Source organism: Bacillus sp. LJBV19, from assembly GCF_017797845.1.
Lineage (GTDB): Bacteria > Bacillota > Bacilli > Bacillales > Bacillaceae > Bacillus > Bacillus velezensis.
The window spans coordinates 3,651,226-3,668,229 of the sequence record NZ_CP072563.1 but is presented as its reverse complement, the minus strand read 5'-3'; the positions used below and the strand labels follow the sequence as shown (position 1 = coordinate 3,668,229).

The window sequence follows — 17,004 nt, the reverse complement described above, 5'->3', positions numbered from 1 at the left end:
GGACGGACAGTTTGAAACAGCTTTTAAAGGACAGCTGGTGGAATCAGCTGAAAGATGAATTTGACAAACCGTATTATCAAGAGCTGAGAGAAATGCTGAAACAAGAATACAGCGGCCAAACGATTTATCCTGACAGCCATGATATTTTTAACGCCTTGCATTATACGCCCTATGAGGATGTAAAAGCGGTCATTCTCGGACAGGACCCGTATCACGGACCAGGACAGGCGCACGGGCTTAGTTTTTCCGTTCAGCCCGGGATCAGACAGCCGCCGTCTTTGAAAAATATTTTCATAGAGCTTCAGGACGATATCGGCTGCTCCGTACCGAACCACGGATCACTCGTCAGCTGGGCGAAGCAGGGAGTGCTTTTGTTAAACACAGTGCTTACGGTTCGCCGCGGTCAGGCCAATTCCCACAAAGGCAAGGGGTGGGAGCGGCTCACCGACCGCATCATTGATGTGGTGAATGAAAGAGAGAATCCGATTGTCTTTATCCTGTGGGGGCGTCACGCGCAGATGAAAAAAGAGCGCATTGACACATCGAAACACATTATTATTGAATCGACTCATCCGAGCCCGTTTTCGGCAAGGAACGGCTTTTTCGGGAGCAGACCGTTTTCCCGTACAAACGCCGCCCTTGAAAAAATGGGGGAGCAGCCGATCGATTGGTGCATCCCCGACCTGCCGCAATAAACGGTTTTTTTGAGGCGCTTCCGCCCGGCGGAAGCGTCTTTTTGGACGTTCCGGGCGGTATGCGGTCAGAAAAAATAACAAACTCAATTCTGCGATTCGCTCAGAAATTTGATAAAATGCAGGAAGAAGACAAATTACTGCTGGAGGATTTACTCATGAACATACATATCTCTGCTTTGATTCAGAAGATGGAAGAAGAACTGAGGCAGGCGAAAACGGCGACCCGCACCGAGGAGGTCAAAATGCACGCGGCCGCCATCCGCTCTCTGTGTGATGTCGTGCTCGGCACTCAGACGCACACCGCTCCGGCGCCTGTGCAGAATCCGATTCCGAAAGCGGCGCCGAAACCTTCCGCGTCTCCTTCGACAGACCCGCTGCTGCTTGAAAAAATGATGGGCAGCGCCGGGCTGAACCAATATCAGAAAAAAGCGAAAGACGAACGTGAGGAAGACGGAAACGGGGATTCCATTTTCGATTTTTAACAGGAGAGGTTGATTGACTTGAAACTGATACTCGGGGGTTTGCAATGGACGGCATTTATGATTGCGGCTGCGATTGTAGTTCCTGTCGCCATCGCACAATCATTTCACTTGAACCATGCCGATTCTGCCGCATTGATTCAGAGCACATTTTTTGTGCTTGGCGTCGCCGCGGTCATCCAATGTCTCCAGGGACATCGTCTGCCGATTAATGAAAGCCCGGCAGGCTTATGGTGGGGCGTATATACGATTTACGGCGGACTGACGGGCACGGTGTTTGCGACATTCGGCGAGACGCTGCGGGCGCTGCAGGGGGCGCTGTTATTAAGCGCTGTCTTTTTCTTTTTGTTCAGCCTTTTTAAAGTGATTGAACGGCTGGCCGTGCTGTTTACGCCGGTTGTGACCGGTGTGTATCTGCTGCTGTTGGTCATGCAGCTGAGTCAGCCGATTGTGAAAGGCCTTTTGGGCATCGGCTATTTAAAAAACAGCGTCGACGGCCTTGTATTCGGGCTCGCCATGGTTGTGACGGCGGCGATGTTCATCATGTCCCGATCGAATGTTACGTTCTTAAGACAGTATGCGATTCTCCTTTCGCTTGCCGGCGGATGGATCTTATTCGCCGTCTTCGGCGCTGCCAAACCGATTCAAATACCGGACCGCGTGATTCAGCTGCCGGCTCTTTTTCCGTTTGGAAAACCAGTGTTTGACAGCGGCCTGATCATTACGTCACTCTTCATTACCGTGCTTTTAATTGTCAACATGCTCGCGAGCATCCGGGTTGTAGAAGCGGCGGTGAAAAAATTCGGCGGTACCGTTGGGAAACGGCGTGAGCGTCCGGCAGGGTTTGCGGCTTCGATCAGCCACCTTTTGAGCGGGCTGTCAGGGGGCATTGCGCCTGTACCGATTTCAGGGGCGGCCGGTTTTATTGAGACGACGAAGCTTCCTTCGAAAAAGCCGTTTCTTTTGGGAAGTGTATTTGTCATGATCATCAGTATGATCCCGCTATTTATGAATGCGTTTGCGAGTCTGCCCTCACCGGTCGGCTTTGCGGTAAACTTCGTCGTTTTCTCCACGATGGCGGGTCTTGCCTTTACGGAGTTTGACTCTTATGAGAAAGCGGAGCAAAAACGAATCCGCTCCATTATCGGTCTGGCGCTCCTGACGGGGGTCGGCGTAATGTTTGTGCCGGAGAGCGCGTTATCAGGGATGCACCCGATCCTGATTTCGCTCTTAAGCAACGGCCTTGTGCTCGGGACGCTGCTGGCGATAGCGATTGACCGAATCCAGCTTATCAAAAAGAAAAAATCCGACAATCTCGTGTCATCGGATGACGGACGTTGAATTTTGCCGATGTTGGGTTATGATTGAATTGGAAACTTTAACGAAAAGGCGGGAGAAAAATAGATGAAAGTGTTTATTATTCTTGGTGCGATTAACGCTTTATTGGCCGTGGCGCTGGGCGCTTTCGGCGCGCATGGGCTTGAAGGGAAAATCCCCGATAAATATTTGCAGGTGTGGCACACAGGCGTGCAATATCATATGTATCACGCGCTCGGTCTTCTGGCTGTCGCGTTTTTGGCCGAAAAGCTCTCTGGCGCAGGCAGTGTTTCTGTTGCGGGCTGGCTGATGTTTGCGGGCATCGTTCTGTTTTCAGGAAGCCTGTACGTATTGAGCGTGACGCAGATTTCTATTCTCGGCGCGATTACACCGCTCGGCGGCGTGGCGTTTATCATCTCTTGGATTATGATTATCGTCGCGGCCGTCAAATATTTATAAAGAAAAAAAGCCAATCCTCTGTCAAGTGAGCGATTGGCTTTTTGATTTATCTCGGAGAATAAGAAGACATGGAGTACGGATAAGTATAAGCGATTTCCTCATCAAACGTGATGTAATCAAGGTAAATGGTCAGAAGCAGATAGCGGGTGCCCGTTTTCGGATCGCTGATGATGATATGGTCACGTCCCGCCGCCTGAATCACACCGCGGAAAATCTTTGAATTCCATTCTTTGCTGTTTTCAAATGTCATATAAATCGTCGCCGTTTTGCCCCGGTTCAACCGCAGAATATTTTCAATGTATGACTCTTCAATCGGCAGCATGCCGGGAACGTTTTGTGACGATGATGGACCTGACGGAATCTGAAAGCTGCCGCCGCCCTGCTGCTGCGGCTGGCCGGGGAACCCCCCGCCGAAGCCCTGCTGGCCCTGCTGCTGCGGCTGGCCGGGAAACCCCCCGCCGAAGCCCTGCTGGCCTTGCTGCATCGGCATTGTCATTTGCTGCTGCATCGGCATCATTTGCGATCCTTGGCCGCCCTGAGGCTGCGGATAAGGATTAGGCCCGAGCTGCGGCTGGTATCCTTGCATATCCATTCCCATCCCCATCCCTTGCATTTGCTGATATTGATTCTTTTTCGGTTTCATATTGTTCCTCCTTTGATGAAAACCTCTTCATGCTGAAACCTCCTGACAAGTATCAGACAGCCGACAGAGAAGCTGCTGTTTTTATCTATTCCACCATATGAGCCCGCAGAAAGATTTATGCGAAAAAAGAAAATACGCTCCAATGAGTCCGGACATCAGAGCCGGTTTTTTTTGTGCGCGCAATGCTGACTTTTCACATAATAGTCTGTATTCCTATCGCATCTTCCGCATAATGAACATATGATAGCGGTAGTTTCAGGTGCGAAAAGGGGGTGACGAGTTGCCTAAAGTGTCAGTGATCATGACGAGCTATAACAAAAGTGACTATGTGGCCCGCTCTATTAAAAGTATTCTGTCTCAGACGTTTACGGACTTTGAGCTGTTCATTATGGATGACAACTCAAATGAAGCGACATTGGCGGAAATACGTCCTTTTCTCACGGATGCCCGCGTCCGGTTTTATCAAAGCGATGTATCGGGCGTCAAAGAAAGAACGGAAAAAACACGCTACGCCGCCTTGATTAATCAGGCAATAGAAATGGCGGAGGGCGAGTACGTGACGTATGCGACCGACGACAACACGTATGTGCCGGAACGGCTTGAGAAAATGGTGAAAGAGCTTGATGAAGACCCGGAAAAAGCCGTCGTGTATTCAAGTTCCAAAACCTATCATCTGAATCAGCGGAAAGAGACGGTGAAGGAGACGGCCAGGCCCGCCGAACGGATCGTGTGGAACGCGCCGTGCGCCATTGACCATTGTTCGGTCATGCACCGGTTTTCCGTGCTGGAACAGGTCAAATCGGCATTCGGTTCCTATTGGGATGAAAGCCCGGCGTTTTACCGGATCGGTGACGCCCGTTTCTTCTGGAGAGTGAATCATTTTTATCCGTTTTACCCGATTTCTGAGGAGCTTGATATCAATTATATTACTGATCAATCCATCCATTATCAGCTTTTCGCGGCGGAGAAAAACGAGTTTGTGAACAGCCTTCCGCAGCAGACCACGTGCCGGGAGCTGAGGGAATCATTAAAAAAGCTTGGAAAGGGGTGAGGGCTTGTCGGCATACTTAGCGAATTATTGGGTGCTGTACCGGCAGTATATTGACCTTTTTCAGTCACTTCGCTACAAAGACATCCCGCTCGCATTGATCAGTAATTTTTATCAATATATCAGTCCGGCGCTTCGGGAGAGCATGGAGCAGAACCCAGAGCTTTTCGGTCCGGCTGATCAGCATATTCCTGAAGCCGGTATACAGCCATATTATGATCAAAAAAGGCAAAACATTAAGAAAACAGATGAGAAACCGGTAAACGGAAAAGTCATTCTGCATTTCGATCATCTTCGGTTCACCGAGGGAAACTACCGGCAGTTTGATCCGGCAAAAACAGCGGTACTGGCCAGATGGAGTCTGCCTGACCATTACGGGCTGCCCGTTATCTGCAAATTGGAGCTGACGGGAATGGGGCAAAAAGGGAACCCCGTCCCTTATATTGAAAAAGCCCATTCCATTTTGAAAGAGCTTCACAGCCATCCCGCTTTCGGAAACAGAGAATTTCAGGAACGTTTGTATAAAGACATTCCATTATTTATTGAAGCGATTGACGCCGTTGATATTTTGTTTACGGCCGAGAAGATTTCCGCCGTTGTAGTCGGCACGGCGGAGGATATTTACAGCCGTGTGCTGGCGCTGATGTCAGCGAAAAAAAACGCCGTCAGCATCTGTCTGCAGCACGGAGCGCTCATGGGAGATGAAGCGTTTCTGCCCGTATTTACGGACTATCAGGCTGTATTCGGGGCTTATGAAGCGGAGTGGTATAAAGCAAAAGGCTGCAGGGATGAACAAATCATCATCACGGGGCATCCTCGTTTCGACGAGATTTTCTCAAGAGAGCCGATAGATCAAGACACGTTTTACCGCAAACTTTCTTTTCTCCCGTCACAGCGGACGGTGCTGATCGCCACGCAGCCGTTTTCTGATGAATTTTATACGGGCGTGCTTGAAAAGCTTGCCGGCCAAAAGAACATGCAGCTCATTATTAAACCGCATCCGTGGGAAATCGGCAAAAACAAGCTGGATGCTTACAATCAGGTGCTGCGGAAATATAAAGCAGGAAAAATCATCAAAAAAGAGATGGAGCTGTATGACATTCTCCCTTATGTTGACGCTGCGGTGACTCAGACATCAACGGTCGGTCTTGAAGCGATGCTGTTTCAAAAGCCCGTGCTGATCGGAAAATCAGCGGGAACCCGCCGATACCCTTATTATCATTCACTTGGAGAATTTGTTTTTGAGGACCCGCAGGCACTTGCTCAGGAATTAATCCGGATATGCGAAAGCCCCGCGGAATATCAAAAAGCGGAACAGGCGCGCCGTGCTTTTGTCGCCGCGAACTACCCGGTTCAGGATTCGCTTGCCGCTTTATGCCAAGTGCTTCAGGAAAAAACCGGAGTCAGCTTCAGACGGGTTGACCCTTCATAAAAAAGATAGGAGCGCAAAGAAAATGGTGCAAAAAAGATCAGCTTTTCTTCCTTATTCATTGCCCATGATCGGGAAGGACGAAATTCAGGAGGTTATTGATACGCTTGAATCGGGCTGGCTTTCAAAGGGACCGAAAGTAGAGGCGTTTGAAAAAGCCTTTGCCGCATGGACGGGGGCAAAGCACGCGATCGCGCTGAACTCATGTACCGCCGCTTTGTTTTTGGCCCTGAAAGCGAAAGGGATCGGTCCCGGCGACGAGGTCATCACGTCTGCCGTGACGTTCAGTTCTACAGCCAATACAATCGTGCACACAGGCGCCGTTCCGGTGTTTGTTGACATCGATCCGCTTACGCTGAATGCGGACCCTAAAAAAATTGAGGCGGCCGTCACCCCGCGGACAAAGGCGATTGTACCCGTTCATTTCGCCGGCCAGTCGTGTGATATGGATGAGATTCTGGCCATTGCCGAAAAGCATCAGTTATTTGTCTTAGAGGATGCCGCACATGCCGTGTATACCACTTATAAACAGAAAATGATCGGATCAATCGGTGATGCGACGGCATTCAGCTTCTACGCGACAAAAAACCTGGCAACCGGTGAAGGCGGCATGCTGACGACGGACGATGACGGGCTTGCCGATCAGATCAGGGTGCTCAGCCTTCACGGCATGAGCAAAGGCGCGTGGAACCGCTATTCTTCAAACGGAAGCTGGTACTACGAGGTCGAAACGCCCGGCTATAAAATGAATATGTTTGATCTTCAGGCAGCGCTTGGGCTTCATCAGCTGAAACGGATTGACAGCATGCAGCAAAGAAGAGCCGACATTGCGAGCCGCTACCAGGATGCCTTCAGACACATGAAAGGGCTGACCATCCCGCATGTCAGTGATGACGGGCGGCATGCATGGCATCTGTATGTTCTTCAAATAGAGGAGCAGGAGGCCGGGGTCAGCCGGAACGATATGATTTCCGCTTTAAAAGACCAATATCATATCGGCACAAGTGTTCATTTTATTCCGGTTCCGTTCCATCCATATTATCAAAAAACGTACGGATATAAGGAAACTGACTTTCCGGCCGCGGCAGCGTATTATCACCGCACCGTGTCACTCCCTCTTTATCCGTCAATGACAGATGACGACGTTGAATACGTCATTGCAGCCGTTACGGATATCGTCAAAGGGGCTGATTAGGTGTACAGACTGAGGGAAAATCTTGCTCAGGACATGATTCATGCCTTCCTGCATCAGAAGGGCATCCAGCCGGAAGCCTATGAATCGTCGCTCTGTTTATTGGAGGAAAACAGCCTTCAAGGCGTGATTTTATATGAAAACTCTTCGTGGGAAAGTCAATTGTTCCGAAAAAATATCATCAATGTGAAGCTTGCAGCCGCAAACAGCACCGGACAGCTCAAAAGGCTGTTTCAGGAATTTTACGCGGCAAGGCGGGCGGCAGGCACTGATTTTATATTTATTAAAATACCGGCTGAAGATATCGGCGCGATGCAGGTCGTTCAGCAGCTTCCGAACGCTTATTTTGTAGGGAGTCTGCTCAAACTCGTCAGCCCGGTGCGTGTTTATAACAGCACGCCGCCATTTGAGATTACAGAAGCCGGACCCGGCGACACGGAAGCGATCAGCCGGCTGGCCCGCGACGCCTTTACAAAAAGCAGGTATTACCAAGATCCCCGCCTCAGCTATGAAAGTGCAAACCGCCTGTTTGAAGAGTGGGCGCGGAATAACGCGGAAGGCAGAGCTTCGTTACAATTCGCCGCCACATATAAGGGAGAGACCGTGGGCTTTGTTCAGGGGCTGTCTAAAGGCGATGAATTCGTCCTTGATCTGATGGCGGTAAAGCCGGGCTTTGAAGGAAAAGGAGCGGGATTCCATTTAGCGGCGCACGTGATTGAACAATCATTGCGCTTTCAGCATAAGACTGTATCAGCGGGAACGCAGCTCCACAATGTAAGAGCCATCCGCCTGTATGAAAGAATGGGATTTAAAGCGGATGCGTCCTATTACTACTATCATGTGTGGCCCGGGAAGGAGGCGGACTGATGGCATCATGCAAAATCGGAACGAAGTCAATCGGCGAAGGTTCGCCCGTATTCATCATCGCCGAAGCCGGAATTAATCATGACGGAAAACTGAGCCAGGCGTTTGAATTGATAGATGCGGCCAGTGAGGCCGGCGCGGACGCGGTCAAGTTCCAAATGTTTCAGGCTGACAAAATGTATCAGAAAGACCCCGGCTTGTACAAAACCGCTGCGGGAAAAAACGTCTCTATATTTTCTTTGGTGCAATCAATGGAAATGCCCGCCGAGTGGATCGAACCGCTGCTTGAATATTGTAAGAAAAAAGGCGTGCTGTTTTTAAGCACAGTATGTGACGAAGGCTCTGCCGACTTACTGTATGCGACTTCCCCTTCAGCCTTTAAAATCGCCTCCTACGAGCTGAACCATCTGCCGTTATTGAAATATGTCGCGGGGCTGAAGACCCCGATTATTTTTTCCACCGCGGGCGCTGATATTTCAGATATTCAGGAGGCTTATCAAACCATTACCGGCGAGGGGAACACAGAAATTGCGATCATGCATTGTGTGGCGAAATATCCCGCGCCGCCTGAATACAGCAATCTGAGCGTCATTCCCATGCTTGCCGCCGCATTCCCGGATGCAGTGATCGGTTTCTCCGATCACAGCGCCCATCCGTATGATGTGCCGTGCGCGGCTGTCAGGCTCGGAGCGAAACTGATTGAAAAGCATTTTACGATCGATAAAAACCTGCCCGGTGCTGATCACTCCTTCGCTCTCAATCCGGATGAATTAAAAGAAATGGTTGCGGCGATCCGCTCAGTTGAAGCGGAGCTGCGGCAGGGGCATCACTCTCCGGTTCCGGAAGTGCTGTCGGGAAGTTCCCATAAAACGACGACACCGATTGAAGGGGATATCAGAAGGTTCGCTTACAGAGGCATTTTTTCAACAGCGCCGATTCAAAAAGGCGAATGTTTTACGGCTGAAAACCTTGCCGTCCTTCGTCCCGGCCAAAAACCGCAGGGGCTCCACCCGAGATATTTTGAGCTTTTAACTGACGGCGCGCGTGCGGTCAGGGATATCCCCGCCGACACGGGCATCACTTGGGATGACCTTTTGACGAAAGGCAGCCCATATGATGACTGACATTTTGTTTATCATTCAGGCGCGGATGGGAAGCGGGCGTCTTCCCGGTAAAGTGCTGAAACCGATCGGCGGGTATACGATCCTCGATATGATTGTCAAAAGGGTTCGGCAAAGCAAGTATTATGAGCAATCGCGGGATAATCTGATCGTCGCCTCGTCTGACAGCAAGACCGACGACATTCTGTCTGCGTACTGCATCAGCAACCACTACCGTGTGCACCGCGGCAGCGAGCAGCGTGTGCTTGACCGGTTTGCACAAGTCATCGAACAAGTAAAACCGGACATCGCAGTCAGACTGACGGGGGATAACCCGTTTGTCGACCCTTCGCTGCTTGATTTTCTGATTCAATCGCATTTAGATCAGCACGCAGACTACACGTATATCTGCGGTACACCGCTCGGCATCGGCGGCGAGGCGGTAAACGCGCGCCTTTTAACAGAGATCAATGCCGACAAAACGCTGGCGGACAAATATCAGGAGCATGTCACGCTTTTAATAAGAGAATCCTCTGAGAAGTACCGGCTTCTCTTTCCTGAGCCCCCGCAGGAACTCCGGGCTCCTCACTTGCGGCTGACCGTCGATACCGAAGAGGACTACAGGCTGGCCCGCGAGCTGTACGTAAAAGCGGGCTCGCGTCCTGATATTCCGGCAAGAGAATTGATCCATCTGCTGAATAGTGATCCGGAGCTCAGGGCCATTAATCAAATGATCCGGCAAAAAGAGGCTGATTAGCATGCGGGTTCTGATTTTCGCGGACGGGGGCCGTGACATCGGCATGGGGCACGCGGTCCGGATGAAGCTGCTTGCCGGTGCCATTAAGAACAATTGCTCAATAACGTTCTACACAAATAAAGAGGCTTCTTCTTATCTGTCTTCTGATCAATGGGAAGTGATCATCAAGCCTGACAAGGGACAGAAGGAATTTATTGTCCGGGAAATAAACAGGCAGGCTCCTGACCTTCTCATATTCGATCTGCTCGATATGCCGTGTGACTGGTTAGAGGAAGTCAAAAAGCATTCATCGGCACGTATCGTCTTATTTGAAGAAAAACGGGAACATGTCATTCATTTATGCGATGCCGTTATAAACGGCATTTACGGAGGGCTGAAAAGCCGGACGGTTCAAATGGGCAGCGCCGCGGTATATGAAGGCCCGGAATATATCATTCTTCATCCGGGTTTTGAAAAAGCAAAGAAGCTTTATCAGCTGAATAAAGAATGCCGGACCATATTGGTTTCATTAGGAGGAAGCGACCCGAAGAAGCTTGTCTTTAAAGTGATGGAAGCATGCCGCCGCATCCCCGATATTCAGCGAAAACGAGTGATCATCGTCATGGGCGGCGCCGCGCCTCATGCTGATGGCGTGGGCGCGCATCTTACACAAATGCCTTATGCCGAGATGGTAAGGCAGACAAATGACATGGCCGCGCTTCTTTCGAGGGCTGATATGGCCGTCGTGTCCGGCGGGATCACTTTATATGAGACCATTTGTACGGGTGTGCCCTGCATCGTACTTTCTCAAGTGGAGCATCAAACTGAGACGGCGGAAAAATTCGCCGCACGGGGGGCCGCCGTTCATCTCGGCCTTGGTGAATGCATATCAGCGGACGTTCTTGCACGGCATATGTCTGACATGGCCGCTGATTATCCGATGCGGTCCGGACTTCATCAAAACGGAAAGCCGCTGGTTGACGGCAGGGGCATCAAACGGGCGGCGGCGATTCTTTATGATTTGTGATAAAACCACACGTAAGGAAGTGTTCATGTGAAAGGTGTTATCTTAGCCGGAGGCACCGGCTCACGCCTTATGCCGCTGACAAAAGCGGTCAATAAGCATTTACTCCCTGTCGGTCCATATCCGATGATTTACTGGTCGATCATGAAGCTGGAAGAAGCGGGGATTACGGATATCTTGCTGATTACGCAAAAAGAATATATTCCGCAATTTCATAAACTTCTCGAAACCGGAGAAGAACTCGGCGTCTCAATCACATATCAGGTTCAGCCAGCCGCATCCGGCATTTCCGACGGTTTATCATACGCAAAGCGGTTTACCGGGCGCGATCCGTTCGTTCTGCTTTTGGGAGATAATATTTTTGAAGATTCATTAAAACCTTATACGGAGCGTTTCGCAAAGCAGGGAAAAGGAGCGAAAGTGCTGCTGAAAGAAGTTGACGATCCGGAGCGCTTCGGCATCGCTGAGATTGATGAGGAAAACAAACGGATCAAGTCGATCATTGAAAAGCCGGAGCAGCCGCCGACCAGACTATGCGTCACAGGGATCTACATGTACGACGCAGAAGTGTTTTCTTATATTGAACAAATTTCCCCTTCAAAACGCGGCGAACTGGAAATTACAGATGTCAATAATTTATACATTGAACACAGTGAGCTGACGTATGATGTGTTAACGGGCTGGTGGGTGGATGCGGGCACGCATGAATCGCTCTACCTCGCCGGAAGCCTGGCGCATCAGGCAATACAGAAAGGACAGGAGCATTAATCATGCCAAAATCATATTTAATTACAGGCGGCGCCGGATTTATCGGCCTTACCTTCACAAAGATGATGCTGAAAGAAACGGACGCGCAGATTACCGTCTTGGATAATCTCACGTATGCAAGCAGGCCGCTTGAAATAGAAGCCTTAAAAAAGAACGGCCGTTTCCGTTTTATCAAAGGTGACATTTCTAAAAAAGAGGACATTGACAAAGTCTTTTCCCACATGTATGACGCTGTCATTCATTTTGCGGCTGAATCCCATGTGGACAGAAGCATAAATCAGGCGGAGCCGTTCATCACAACAAATGTGATGGGCACATACCGACTGGCGGACGCGGTGTTGCAGGGAAAAGCCGGCAGACTGATTCACATTTCCACAGATGAGGTGTACGGAGATTTGGCGCCGGATGATCCCGCTTTTACAGAGACGACGCCGCTTTCTCCGAACAATCCGTATTCCGCCAGCAAGGCAAGCTCAGACCTGCTCGTCATGTCTTATGTGAAAACTCATAAGCTTCCAGCCATCATTACAAGATGCAGCAACAATTACGGGCCGTACCAGCATCACGAGAAAATGATTCCGACCATTATCAGGCATGCCGTAAACGGCACGCCGGTTCCGCTGTATGGCGACGGATTGCAGATCAGAGACTGGCTGTTTGCCGAAGATCATTGCCGCGCCATTAAGCTCGTCCTGGAAAAAGGAACACTCGGTGACATTTACAATATCGGCGGAGGAAATGAACGGACGAATAAAGAGCTTGCGTCATTTATCATGAAGGAGCTCGGTGTCGAGGAACGGTTTGCTCATGTCGAAGACAGAAAAGGGCATGACCGCCGTTACGCCATCAATGCTTCAAAGCTGAAAAATGAGCTGGGATGGCGGCAGGACGTCACATTTGAAGAAGGAATGAGAAGAACCATTCGCTGGTATACAGACAGCCAAGACTAATCGGAAAGAAGGGGATCCGATTGACGAAGGTATTAGTAACCGGAGCGGCCGGCCAGCTGGGACGGGAGTTATGCCGCCAGCTGAAGCGGGAAGGGTATGAAGTGATCGCCTTGACAAAAGCGATGATGAACATATCCGACCAGCGTTCGGTGCGGCACTCGTTCAGCCATTACAAGCCGGATATCGTCGTCAATACGGCGGCATACACCTCCGTTGACAAATGTGAAACGGAGCTCGACAAAGCGTATTTAATAAACGGAATCGGCGCTTATTATGCCGCGCTTGAGGCTGAAAACACCGGCGCGAAATTCATTCACATCAGCACCGATTACGTCTTCAGCGGCAAAGGAACACGGCCATACCAGACCGACGATCCCGCAGATCCGGGCACGATTTACGGAAAAAGCAAAAAACTCGGCGAAGAACTGATCCGGTTAACGGGAAAAAACTACACCATTATCAGAACATCGTGGGTGTACGGCAGCGGCGGGCACAACTTTGTCAATACGATGCTGAAGCTTGCGGATACACATGATCAGGTGCGTGTTGTCAGCGACCAAGTCGGAGCGCCGACGTACACAAAGGATTTAGCCGAAACGGTGATCGGTCTGTTTGACAGGCCGCCGGGCTTGTACCACGCCGCAAACAGCGGAGTGTGCAGCTGGTATGAATTTGCCAAGGCTATTTTTGAAGAAAGCGGCAGAACCGCCGCCGTGCTGCCCGTCACGACGGAGGAATACGGAAATGAGACGCCGCGCCCCGCTTATTCGGTGTTGAGTCTTGAGTCGATTGAACGGCAGGGGCTCGGCATGAGGCATTGGCGGGAAGCGCTGCAGGATTATTTACAAAGGGAGGGACAGTGCAAGTGATCGAAGGCGTAAAAATCAAAAAGCTGATCAAACACAGCGATGACCGGGGTTTTTTCTCAGAACTCGTCCGTGACGATGAACATCTCTTAGAGCATTTCGGGCAGGCTTCCTGGTCCAAAAGCTATCCCGGCGTCATTAAAGCATTTCACTATCATGAGAAACAGGATGACCTGTGGTTTTTCCCGACGGGCCACGCCCAGGTCGTGCTCCATGACCTTCGCGAAGAGTCGGCAACCAAGGGAGAAACGGATGTCTACTACATGGGAGAAGACAATCCGATGCTCCTTCTCATTCCCAAAGGCGTCGCACACGGATACAGAGTGCTGGGCGAAACCCCGCTGACCATTATTTATTTCACGACAATGTCCTACAATCCGGATCAGCCTGACGAAAAAAGAATCCCGTGGAATGATGACACCATCGGATTTGACTGGCAGACGGCTCACCGGTAGCGCACAAGACGAAGACAGCGGATGTCTTCGTTTTTTTGTGCTGATGTTAGCATTTGCTGTGAATGGAGCTAGTGAATAAGATACGACCGTCGACTATCATGATTGCTGGCCTGAAGGACAATTTCATCAAAAATGTCTTGGAAGATGTCGGTTAATCCTTAATGGAACCAAAAATTAAGAGATTCTTATGTTCTTCTCCTATGAAGAACATACATCCTAAAAAACAATAAATGATTTATAGAATGGGGATAGGATTAGGATTTAATTAGAAAAATCTTAAGAAAAAAGTAATATTTGCTTAAGGGAAAAGAGAACTTTCCTTTATATAGTAGGAGTATATATGGAAAGGGGAAAGCGAATGACATACATCTTAAAAACGAGTCAGCTTACAAAAACATTTAAAGGAAAAGAAGTTGTTTCCGGGGTTAATATGCACGTGAAAAAAGGAGAGATTTATGGATTCTTGGGTCCCAATGGTGCAGGTAAAACAACCATTATGAAAATGATTACCAATTTAATCAAGCCAACAAGTGGGGAAATAGAAATTTTCGGTGAGAAATTAACAGATACGTCATTTGAAGTTTTAAAACGAATGGGCACCATTATTGAATATCCCATTTTCTATGACAACCTCACTGCTAAAGAAAATTTAGATTTCCATTGTGAATATATGGGCTATTACGATAAAAAATCAATTGACCACGCTATCGAGCTTGTAAAGTTACATAATATTGATAATAAAAAAGTGAAAGAGTTTTCTTTAGGAATGAAACAAAGGTTAGGAATAGCCAGAGCTATTTCTACAAGACCAGAACTTCTCATTTTAGACGAGCCGATTAACGGTCTGGATCCAATAGGTATAAAAGAGTTGAGGGATCTCTTTAAGTTACTTTGCAGAGAATATGGAATTACATTATTAGTCTCCAGTCACATTTTAGCCGAAATGGAACAAATGTCAGATACTGTTGGTATCATACAGAATGGCAAGTTAATAAAAGAAGTTTCTATGAAGAGTATAAACGGAAAACAAACAGAGTATGTAGAGGTAAAAGTCCAAAATATAAAAAAAGCGTTATATATTTTAGAGCAAAATCTGGGGATAAGAAATTTTAAAATGATTGACCAGCAATTAATTCGTATCTATGAAACAGCAGTTACACAACAAGAAATCTCTAAAGCACTTATTCTGAATGACATTGGTATAGAAAGTATAAATAAAAAACACAGTTCTTTAGAAGAATACTTCTTAAATTCTATGAATGGGGAGGGAATACACACTAGATAGATTGCCTGTCTGTGTTATGCACCTATTTGCATTGTCTTAAATTCTTCTGCCGGAGGCTAATTGAAATGTTAAAACTTATGAAATTAGAGTACAAAAAACATCACTTATCACAGTATTTTAAATGGGTGGCACTTTGGATATTCATCATCTTTGCCTTAGTGGCTCTTATGGGATGGGAATCTAAAAATGAAAATGAACTTATGTTTCGTGATTATGCAGATTTTATATCTCTAACTAATATTTTAATTAGAATTGTGTTTATTTGTTTTTCTGCTGTGATTTTATCCCGTTTAGTTATTGATGAATATAAAAATAAAACAATACAATTGCTGTTTACTTATCCTTTACAAAGAAAAAAATTAATGCAAGCTAAACTATCTATTGTCTTCCTATTCTGCTTTGTAAGTATTGTTATTGCTACGTTTGTTATTAACTTGTTAATTCTCTTCGTGAGTCCGCACTTATATTTATTCGAGAAGCCTGTTGAAATGAGTGAAGTTGTTTCCGCTATGCCATCGACTCTTCTCACCGCTTTTATGATGGGAGGAGTGAGTCTGATTCCTTTATTTTTCGGCATGAGAAAAAAATCAACTTCTGCTACAATCACTTGGGCTGTCATAATCGGGGTCTTTATCAATGCAACAGTTTCCGACGGAGGAGAAACAGTCAGTTTAAGTCAATTTATTATCATTCCAATTATACTTTGTTTATTTGGTTTTTTAGTGGGTTATCTTTCTTACCGTAAGGTGGATCAGAAAGATTTATTGTAGATAAAAGGAGAAATTATACAATGAAGAAGATTATAGCATCATGTGCAGTGTTAATCGTAATCGGCGGAATTGTTTTAAGCCTTTATAAGACAGATACTAAAAACTTTAAAAAGAACGTGTCCTACAATGTTGAAAAAATTGATACTTTAAAAGTATATACTGACTCATGGGATGTGAAGTTTAAAAAGAGTAATTTAAATAAGGTAACAATATCTGCTGAGGGGAAACAGAAAGATAAGGCTCCAGTTACATTTCAAGAAAATGGGAGAGATTTGGTCGTTAGTCAAAAAGAACAAAAGAATGGCGGCTTTTTGGATGGATTTACTTTTGGGAAGCAGGGCGGCACAATCTATATTAATGTTCCCGATTCAGGTATGAACAATATTGAAATAACCAATAAAGATGGGAATATACAATTAAGTGAAATTTCAGCTGAACATATTGTCGTTGATAATCATTCCGGTGATGAAAAAATCAATAATGTTTCGGCTCATACTGGAAAGTTTTCATCCAAGGATGGGGCGTTAAGCGTTGAAAATAGTTCTTTTGAGAAATTAAATATAACATCTGCAAGCGGCGATAACGAGATGAAGGAAATACATAGTTCCAATGTAAAGGTTACTTCTAAAGATGGAGCGGTTTCAATCAAGGACATAACAGAAGGAACATCTTTATCAGTAAATACGAAATCAGGAGATATAGGTGTATCTTATAAAAAAGCGCCAACTTCACTTGCTGTTTTTGCTCAGAGTAATTCTGATGTAACGTTTGATCTAGATGGGCTTAATAAGAGCCATGATGGCGTAAAACTGAAAAAAGGTGAAATTGGCGCAGGAAGTAATAAAGTGAGTCTATCTAGTGAAGATGGTTCGATAAAGGTGAGATAAAAAGAGAAAAACACAAGACAACAATTCCCGCTATTGA

19 protein-coding genes are annotated in these 17,004 nt (G+C 47.5%); 18 read left to right on the top strand and 1 reads right to left on the bottom strand.

Annotated elements, in window-relative coordinates:
- The first annotated feature begins 11 nt into the window (after positions 1 to 11).
- From J6600_RS17940 to J6600_RS17925, 4 genes are all read left to right on the top strand, one after another.
- Complete coding sequence (locus J6600_RS17940) at positions 12 to 695, top strand: uracil-DNA glycosylase (RefSeq protein WP_209387707.1); 684 nt, start codon at positions 12 to 14, stop codon at positions 693 to 695.
- A gap of 59 nt (positions 696 to 754) precedes the next feature.
- A complete protein-coding gene (locus J6600_RS17935; protein WP_160183220.1) occupies positions 755 to 1,177 on the top strand; it encodes a YwdI family protein in 423 nt (140 codons plus the stop codon).
- A gap of 18 nt (positions 1,178 to 1,195) precedes the next feature.
- The gene (locus tag J6600_RS17930) at positions 1,196 to 2,515 is read left to right on the top strand and encodes a purine/pyrimidine permease (RefSeq protein ID WP_053285328.1); all 1,320 of its coding nucleotides are present in this window, start codon (positions 1,196 to 1,198) and stop codon (positions 2,513 to 2,515) included.
- A gap of 63 nt (positions 2,516 to 2,578) precedes the next feature.
- Positions 2,579 to 2,950, top strand: a complete 372-nt coding sequence (locus tag J6600_RS17925; RefSeq protein ID WP_003150969.1) for a DUF423 domain-containing protein — start codon at positions 2,579 to 2,581, stop codon at positions 2,948 to 2,950.
- Between the two features lie 46 nt (positions 2,951 to 2,996).
- Here J6600_RS17925 and gerQ read toward each other — a convergent pair whose 3' ends face one another.
- Positions 2,997 to 3,593 (bottom strand): spore coat protein GerQ, encoded by a 597-nt coding sequence (gerQ, locus tag J6600_RS17920; protein ID WP_014419171.1) that lies wholly within the window; start codon positions 3,591 to 3,593, stop codon positions 2,997 to 2,999.
- Positions 3,594 to 3,873: 280 nt separating this feature from the next.
- On the opposite strand from gerQ, the gene J6600_RS17915 reads away from it, so the two are divergent.
- The 14 genes from J6600_RS17915 (at position 3,874) to J6600_RS17850 (ending at position 16,967) form a co-directional block, all read left to right on the top strand.
- A complete protein-coding gene (locus J6600_RS17915; RefSeq protein WP_014419170.1) occupies positions 3,874 to 4,644 on the top strand; it encodes a glycosyltransferase family 2 protein in 771 nt (256 codons plus the stop codon).
- A gap of 4 nt (positions 4,645 to 4,648) precedes the next feature.
- Complete coding sequence (locus J6600_RS17910) at positions 4,649 to 6,073, top strand: capsular polysaccharide export protein, LipB/KpsS family (RefSeq protein ID WP_209387706.1); 1,425 nt, start codon at positions 4,649 to 4,651, stop codon at positions 6,071 to 6,073.
- Between the two features lie 22 nt (positions 6,074 to 6,095).
- Complete coding sequence (locus tag J6600_RS17905) at positions 6,096 to 7,265, top strand: DegT/DnrJ/EryC1/StrS family aminotransferase (RefSeq protein ID WP_104842929.1); 1,170 nt, start codon at positions 6,096 to 6,098, stop codon at positions 7,263 to 7,265.
- Complete coding sequence (locus J6600_RS17900) at positions 7,266 to 8,129, top strand: GNAT family N-acetyltransferase (protein ID WP_017418668.1); 864 nt, start codon at positions 7,266 to 7,268, stop codon at positions 8,127 to 8,129.
- A complete protein-coding gene (locus tag J6600_RS17895; RefSeq protein ID WP_061860988.1) occupies positions 8,129 to 9,250 on the top strand; it encodes an N-acetylneuraminate synthase family protein in 1,122 nt (373 codons plus the stop codon). The genes J6600_RS17900 and J6600_RS17895 overlap by 1 nt, the downstream gene beginning before the upstream one ends.
- Complete coding sequence (locus J6600_RS17890; RefSeq protein WP_199449056.1) at positions 9,243 to 9,983, top strand: cytidylyltransferase domain-containing protein; 741 nt, start codon at positions 9,243 to 9,245, stop codon at positions 9,981 to 9,983. Before J6600_RS17895 ends, J6600_RS17890 begins: the two co-directional genes overlap by 8 nt.
- A 1-nt stretch (position 9,984) precedes the next feature.
- The gene (locus J6600_RS17885; RefSeq protein ID WP_209387705.1) at positions 9,985 to 10,989 is read left to right on the top strand and encodes a PseG/SpsG family protein; all 1,005 of its coding nucleotides are present in this window, start codon (positions 9,985 to 9,987) and stop codon (positions 10,987 to 10,989) included.
- Positions 10,990 to 11,016: 27 nt separating this feature from the next.
- Positions 11,017 to 11,754 carry a sugar phosphate nucleotidyltransferase gene (locus J6600_RS17880; protein WP_029972897.1) on the top strand — a complete coding sequence of 246 codons (738 nt, stop codon included), beginning with the start codon at positions 11,017 to 11,019 and terminating at the stop codon, positions 11,752 to 11,754.
- A gap of 2 nt (positions 11,755 to 11,756) precedes the next feature.
- On the top strand, positions 11,757 to 12,704 hold the full coding sequence (rfbB, locus tag J6600_RS17875) for a dTDP-glucose 4,6-dehydratase (RefSeq protein ID WP_021494763.1): 948 nt from the start codon (positions 11,757 to 11,759) through the stop codon (positions 12,702 to 12,704).
- A 20-nt stretch (positions 12,705 to 12,724) separates the two neighbouring features.
- A complete protein-coding gene (gene rfbD / locus J6600_RS17870; protein ID WP_209387704.1) occupies positions 12,725 to 13,573 on the top strand; it encodes a dTDP-4-dehydrorhamnose reductase in 849 nt (282 codons plus the stop codon).
- Positions 13,570 to 14,025 carry a dTDP-4-dehydrorhamnose 3,5-epimerase family protein gene (locus J6600_RS17865; RefSeq protein ID WP_021494765.1) on the top strand — a complete coding sequence of 152 codons (456 nt, stop codon included), beginning with the start codon at positions 13,570 to 13,572 and terminating at the stop codon, positions 14,023 to 14,025. The genes rfbD and J6600_RS17865 overlap by 4 nt, the downstream gene beginning before the upstream one ends.
- A gap of 358 nt (positions 14,026 to 14,383) precedes the next feature.
- A complete protein-coding gene (locus tag J6600_RS17860) occupies positions 14,384 to 15,310 on the top strand; it encodes an ABC transporter ATP-binding protein (protein ID WP_025649399.1) in 927 nt (308 codons plus the stop codon).
- Positions 15,311 to 15,375: 65 nt separating this feature from the next.
- Positions 15,376 to 16,080 carry an ABC transporter permease gene (locus tag J6600_RS17855; protein ID WP_209387703.1) on the top strand — a complete coding sequence of 235 codons (705 nt, stop codon included), beginning with the start codon at positions 15,376 to 15,378 and terminating at the stop codon, positions 16,078 to 16,080.
- A gap of 20 nt (positions 16,081 to 16,100) precedes the next feature.
- Positions 16,101 to 16,967, top strand: coding sequence for a DUF4097 family beta strand repeat-containing protein (locus J6600_RS17850; RefSeq protein ID WP_021494767.1), 867 nt, complete (start codon positions 16,101 to 16,103; stop codon positions 16,965 to 16,967).
- Positions 16,968 to 17,004: the final 37 nt, after the last annotated feature.

Coding starts and splice junctions, on each gene's coding strand:
- J6600_RS17935 (WP_160183220.1), top strand. CDS start 755: ATGCGGTCAGAAAAAATAACAAACTCAATTCTGCGATTCGCTCAGAAA.
- J6600_RS17925 (WP_003150969.1), top strand. CDS start 2,579: ATGAAAGTGTTTATTATTCTTGGTGCGATTAACGCTTTATTGGCCGTG.
- gerQ (WP_014419171.1), bottom strand. CDS start 3,593: ATGAAACCGAAAAAGAATCAATATCAGCAAATGCAAGGGATGGGGATG.
- J6600_RS17905 (WP_104842929.1), top strand. CDS start 6,096: ATGGTGCAAAAAAGATCAGCTTTTCTTCCTTATTCATTGCCCATGATC.
- J6600_RS17895 (WP_061860988.1), top strand. CDS start 8,129: ATGGCATCATGCAAAATCGGAACGAAGTCAATCGGCGAAGGTTCGCCC.
- J6600_RS17890 (WP_199449056.1), top strand. CDS start 9,243: ATGACTGACATTTTGTTTATCATTCAGGCGCGGATGGGAAGCGGGCGT.
- J6600_RS17885 (WP_209387705.1), top strand. CDS start 9,985: ATGCGGGTTCTGATTTTCGCGGACGGGGGCCGTGACATCGGCATGGGG.
- rfbB (WP_021494763.1), top strand. CDS start 11,757: ATGCCAAAATCATATTTAATTACAGGCGGCGCCGGATTTATCGGCCTT.
- J6600_RS17860 (WP_025649399.1), top strand. CDS start 14,384: ATGACATACATCTTAAAAACGAGTCAGCTTACAAAAACATTTAAAGGA.
- J6600_RS17855 (WP_209387703.1), top strand. CDS start 15,376: ATGTTAAAACTTATGAAATTAGAGTACAAAAAACATCACTTATCACAG.
- J6600_RS17850 (WP_021494767.1), top strand. CDS start 16,101: ATGAAGAAGATTATAGCATCATGTGCAGTGTTAATCGTAATCGGCGGA.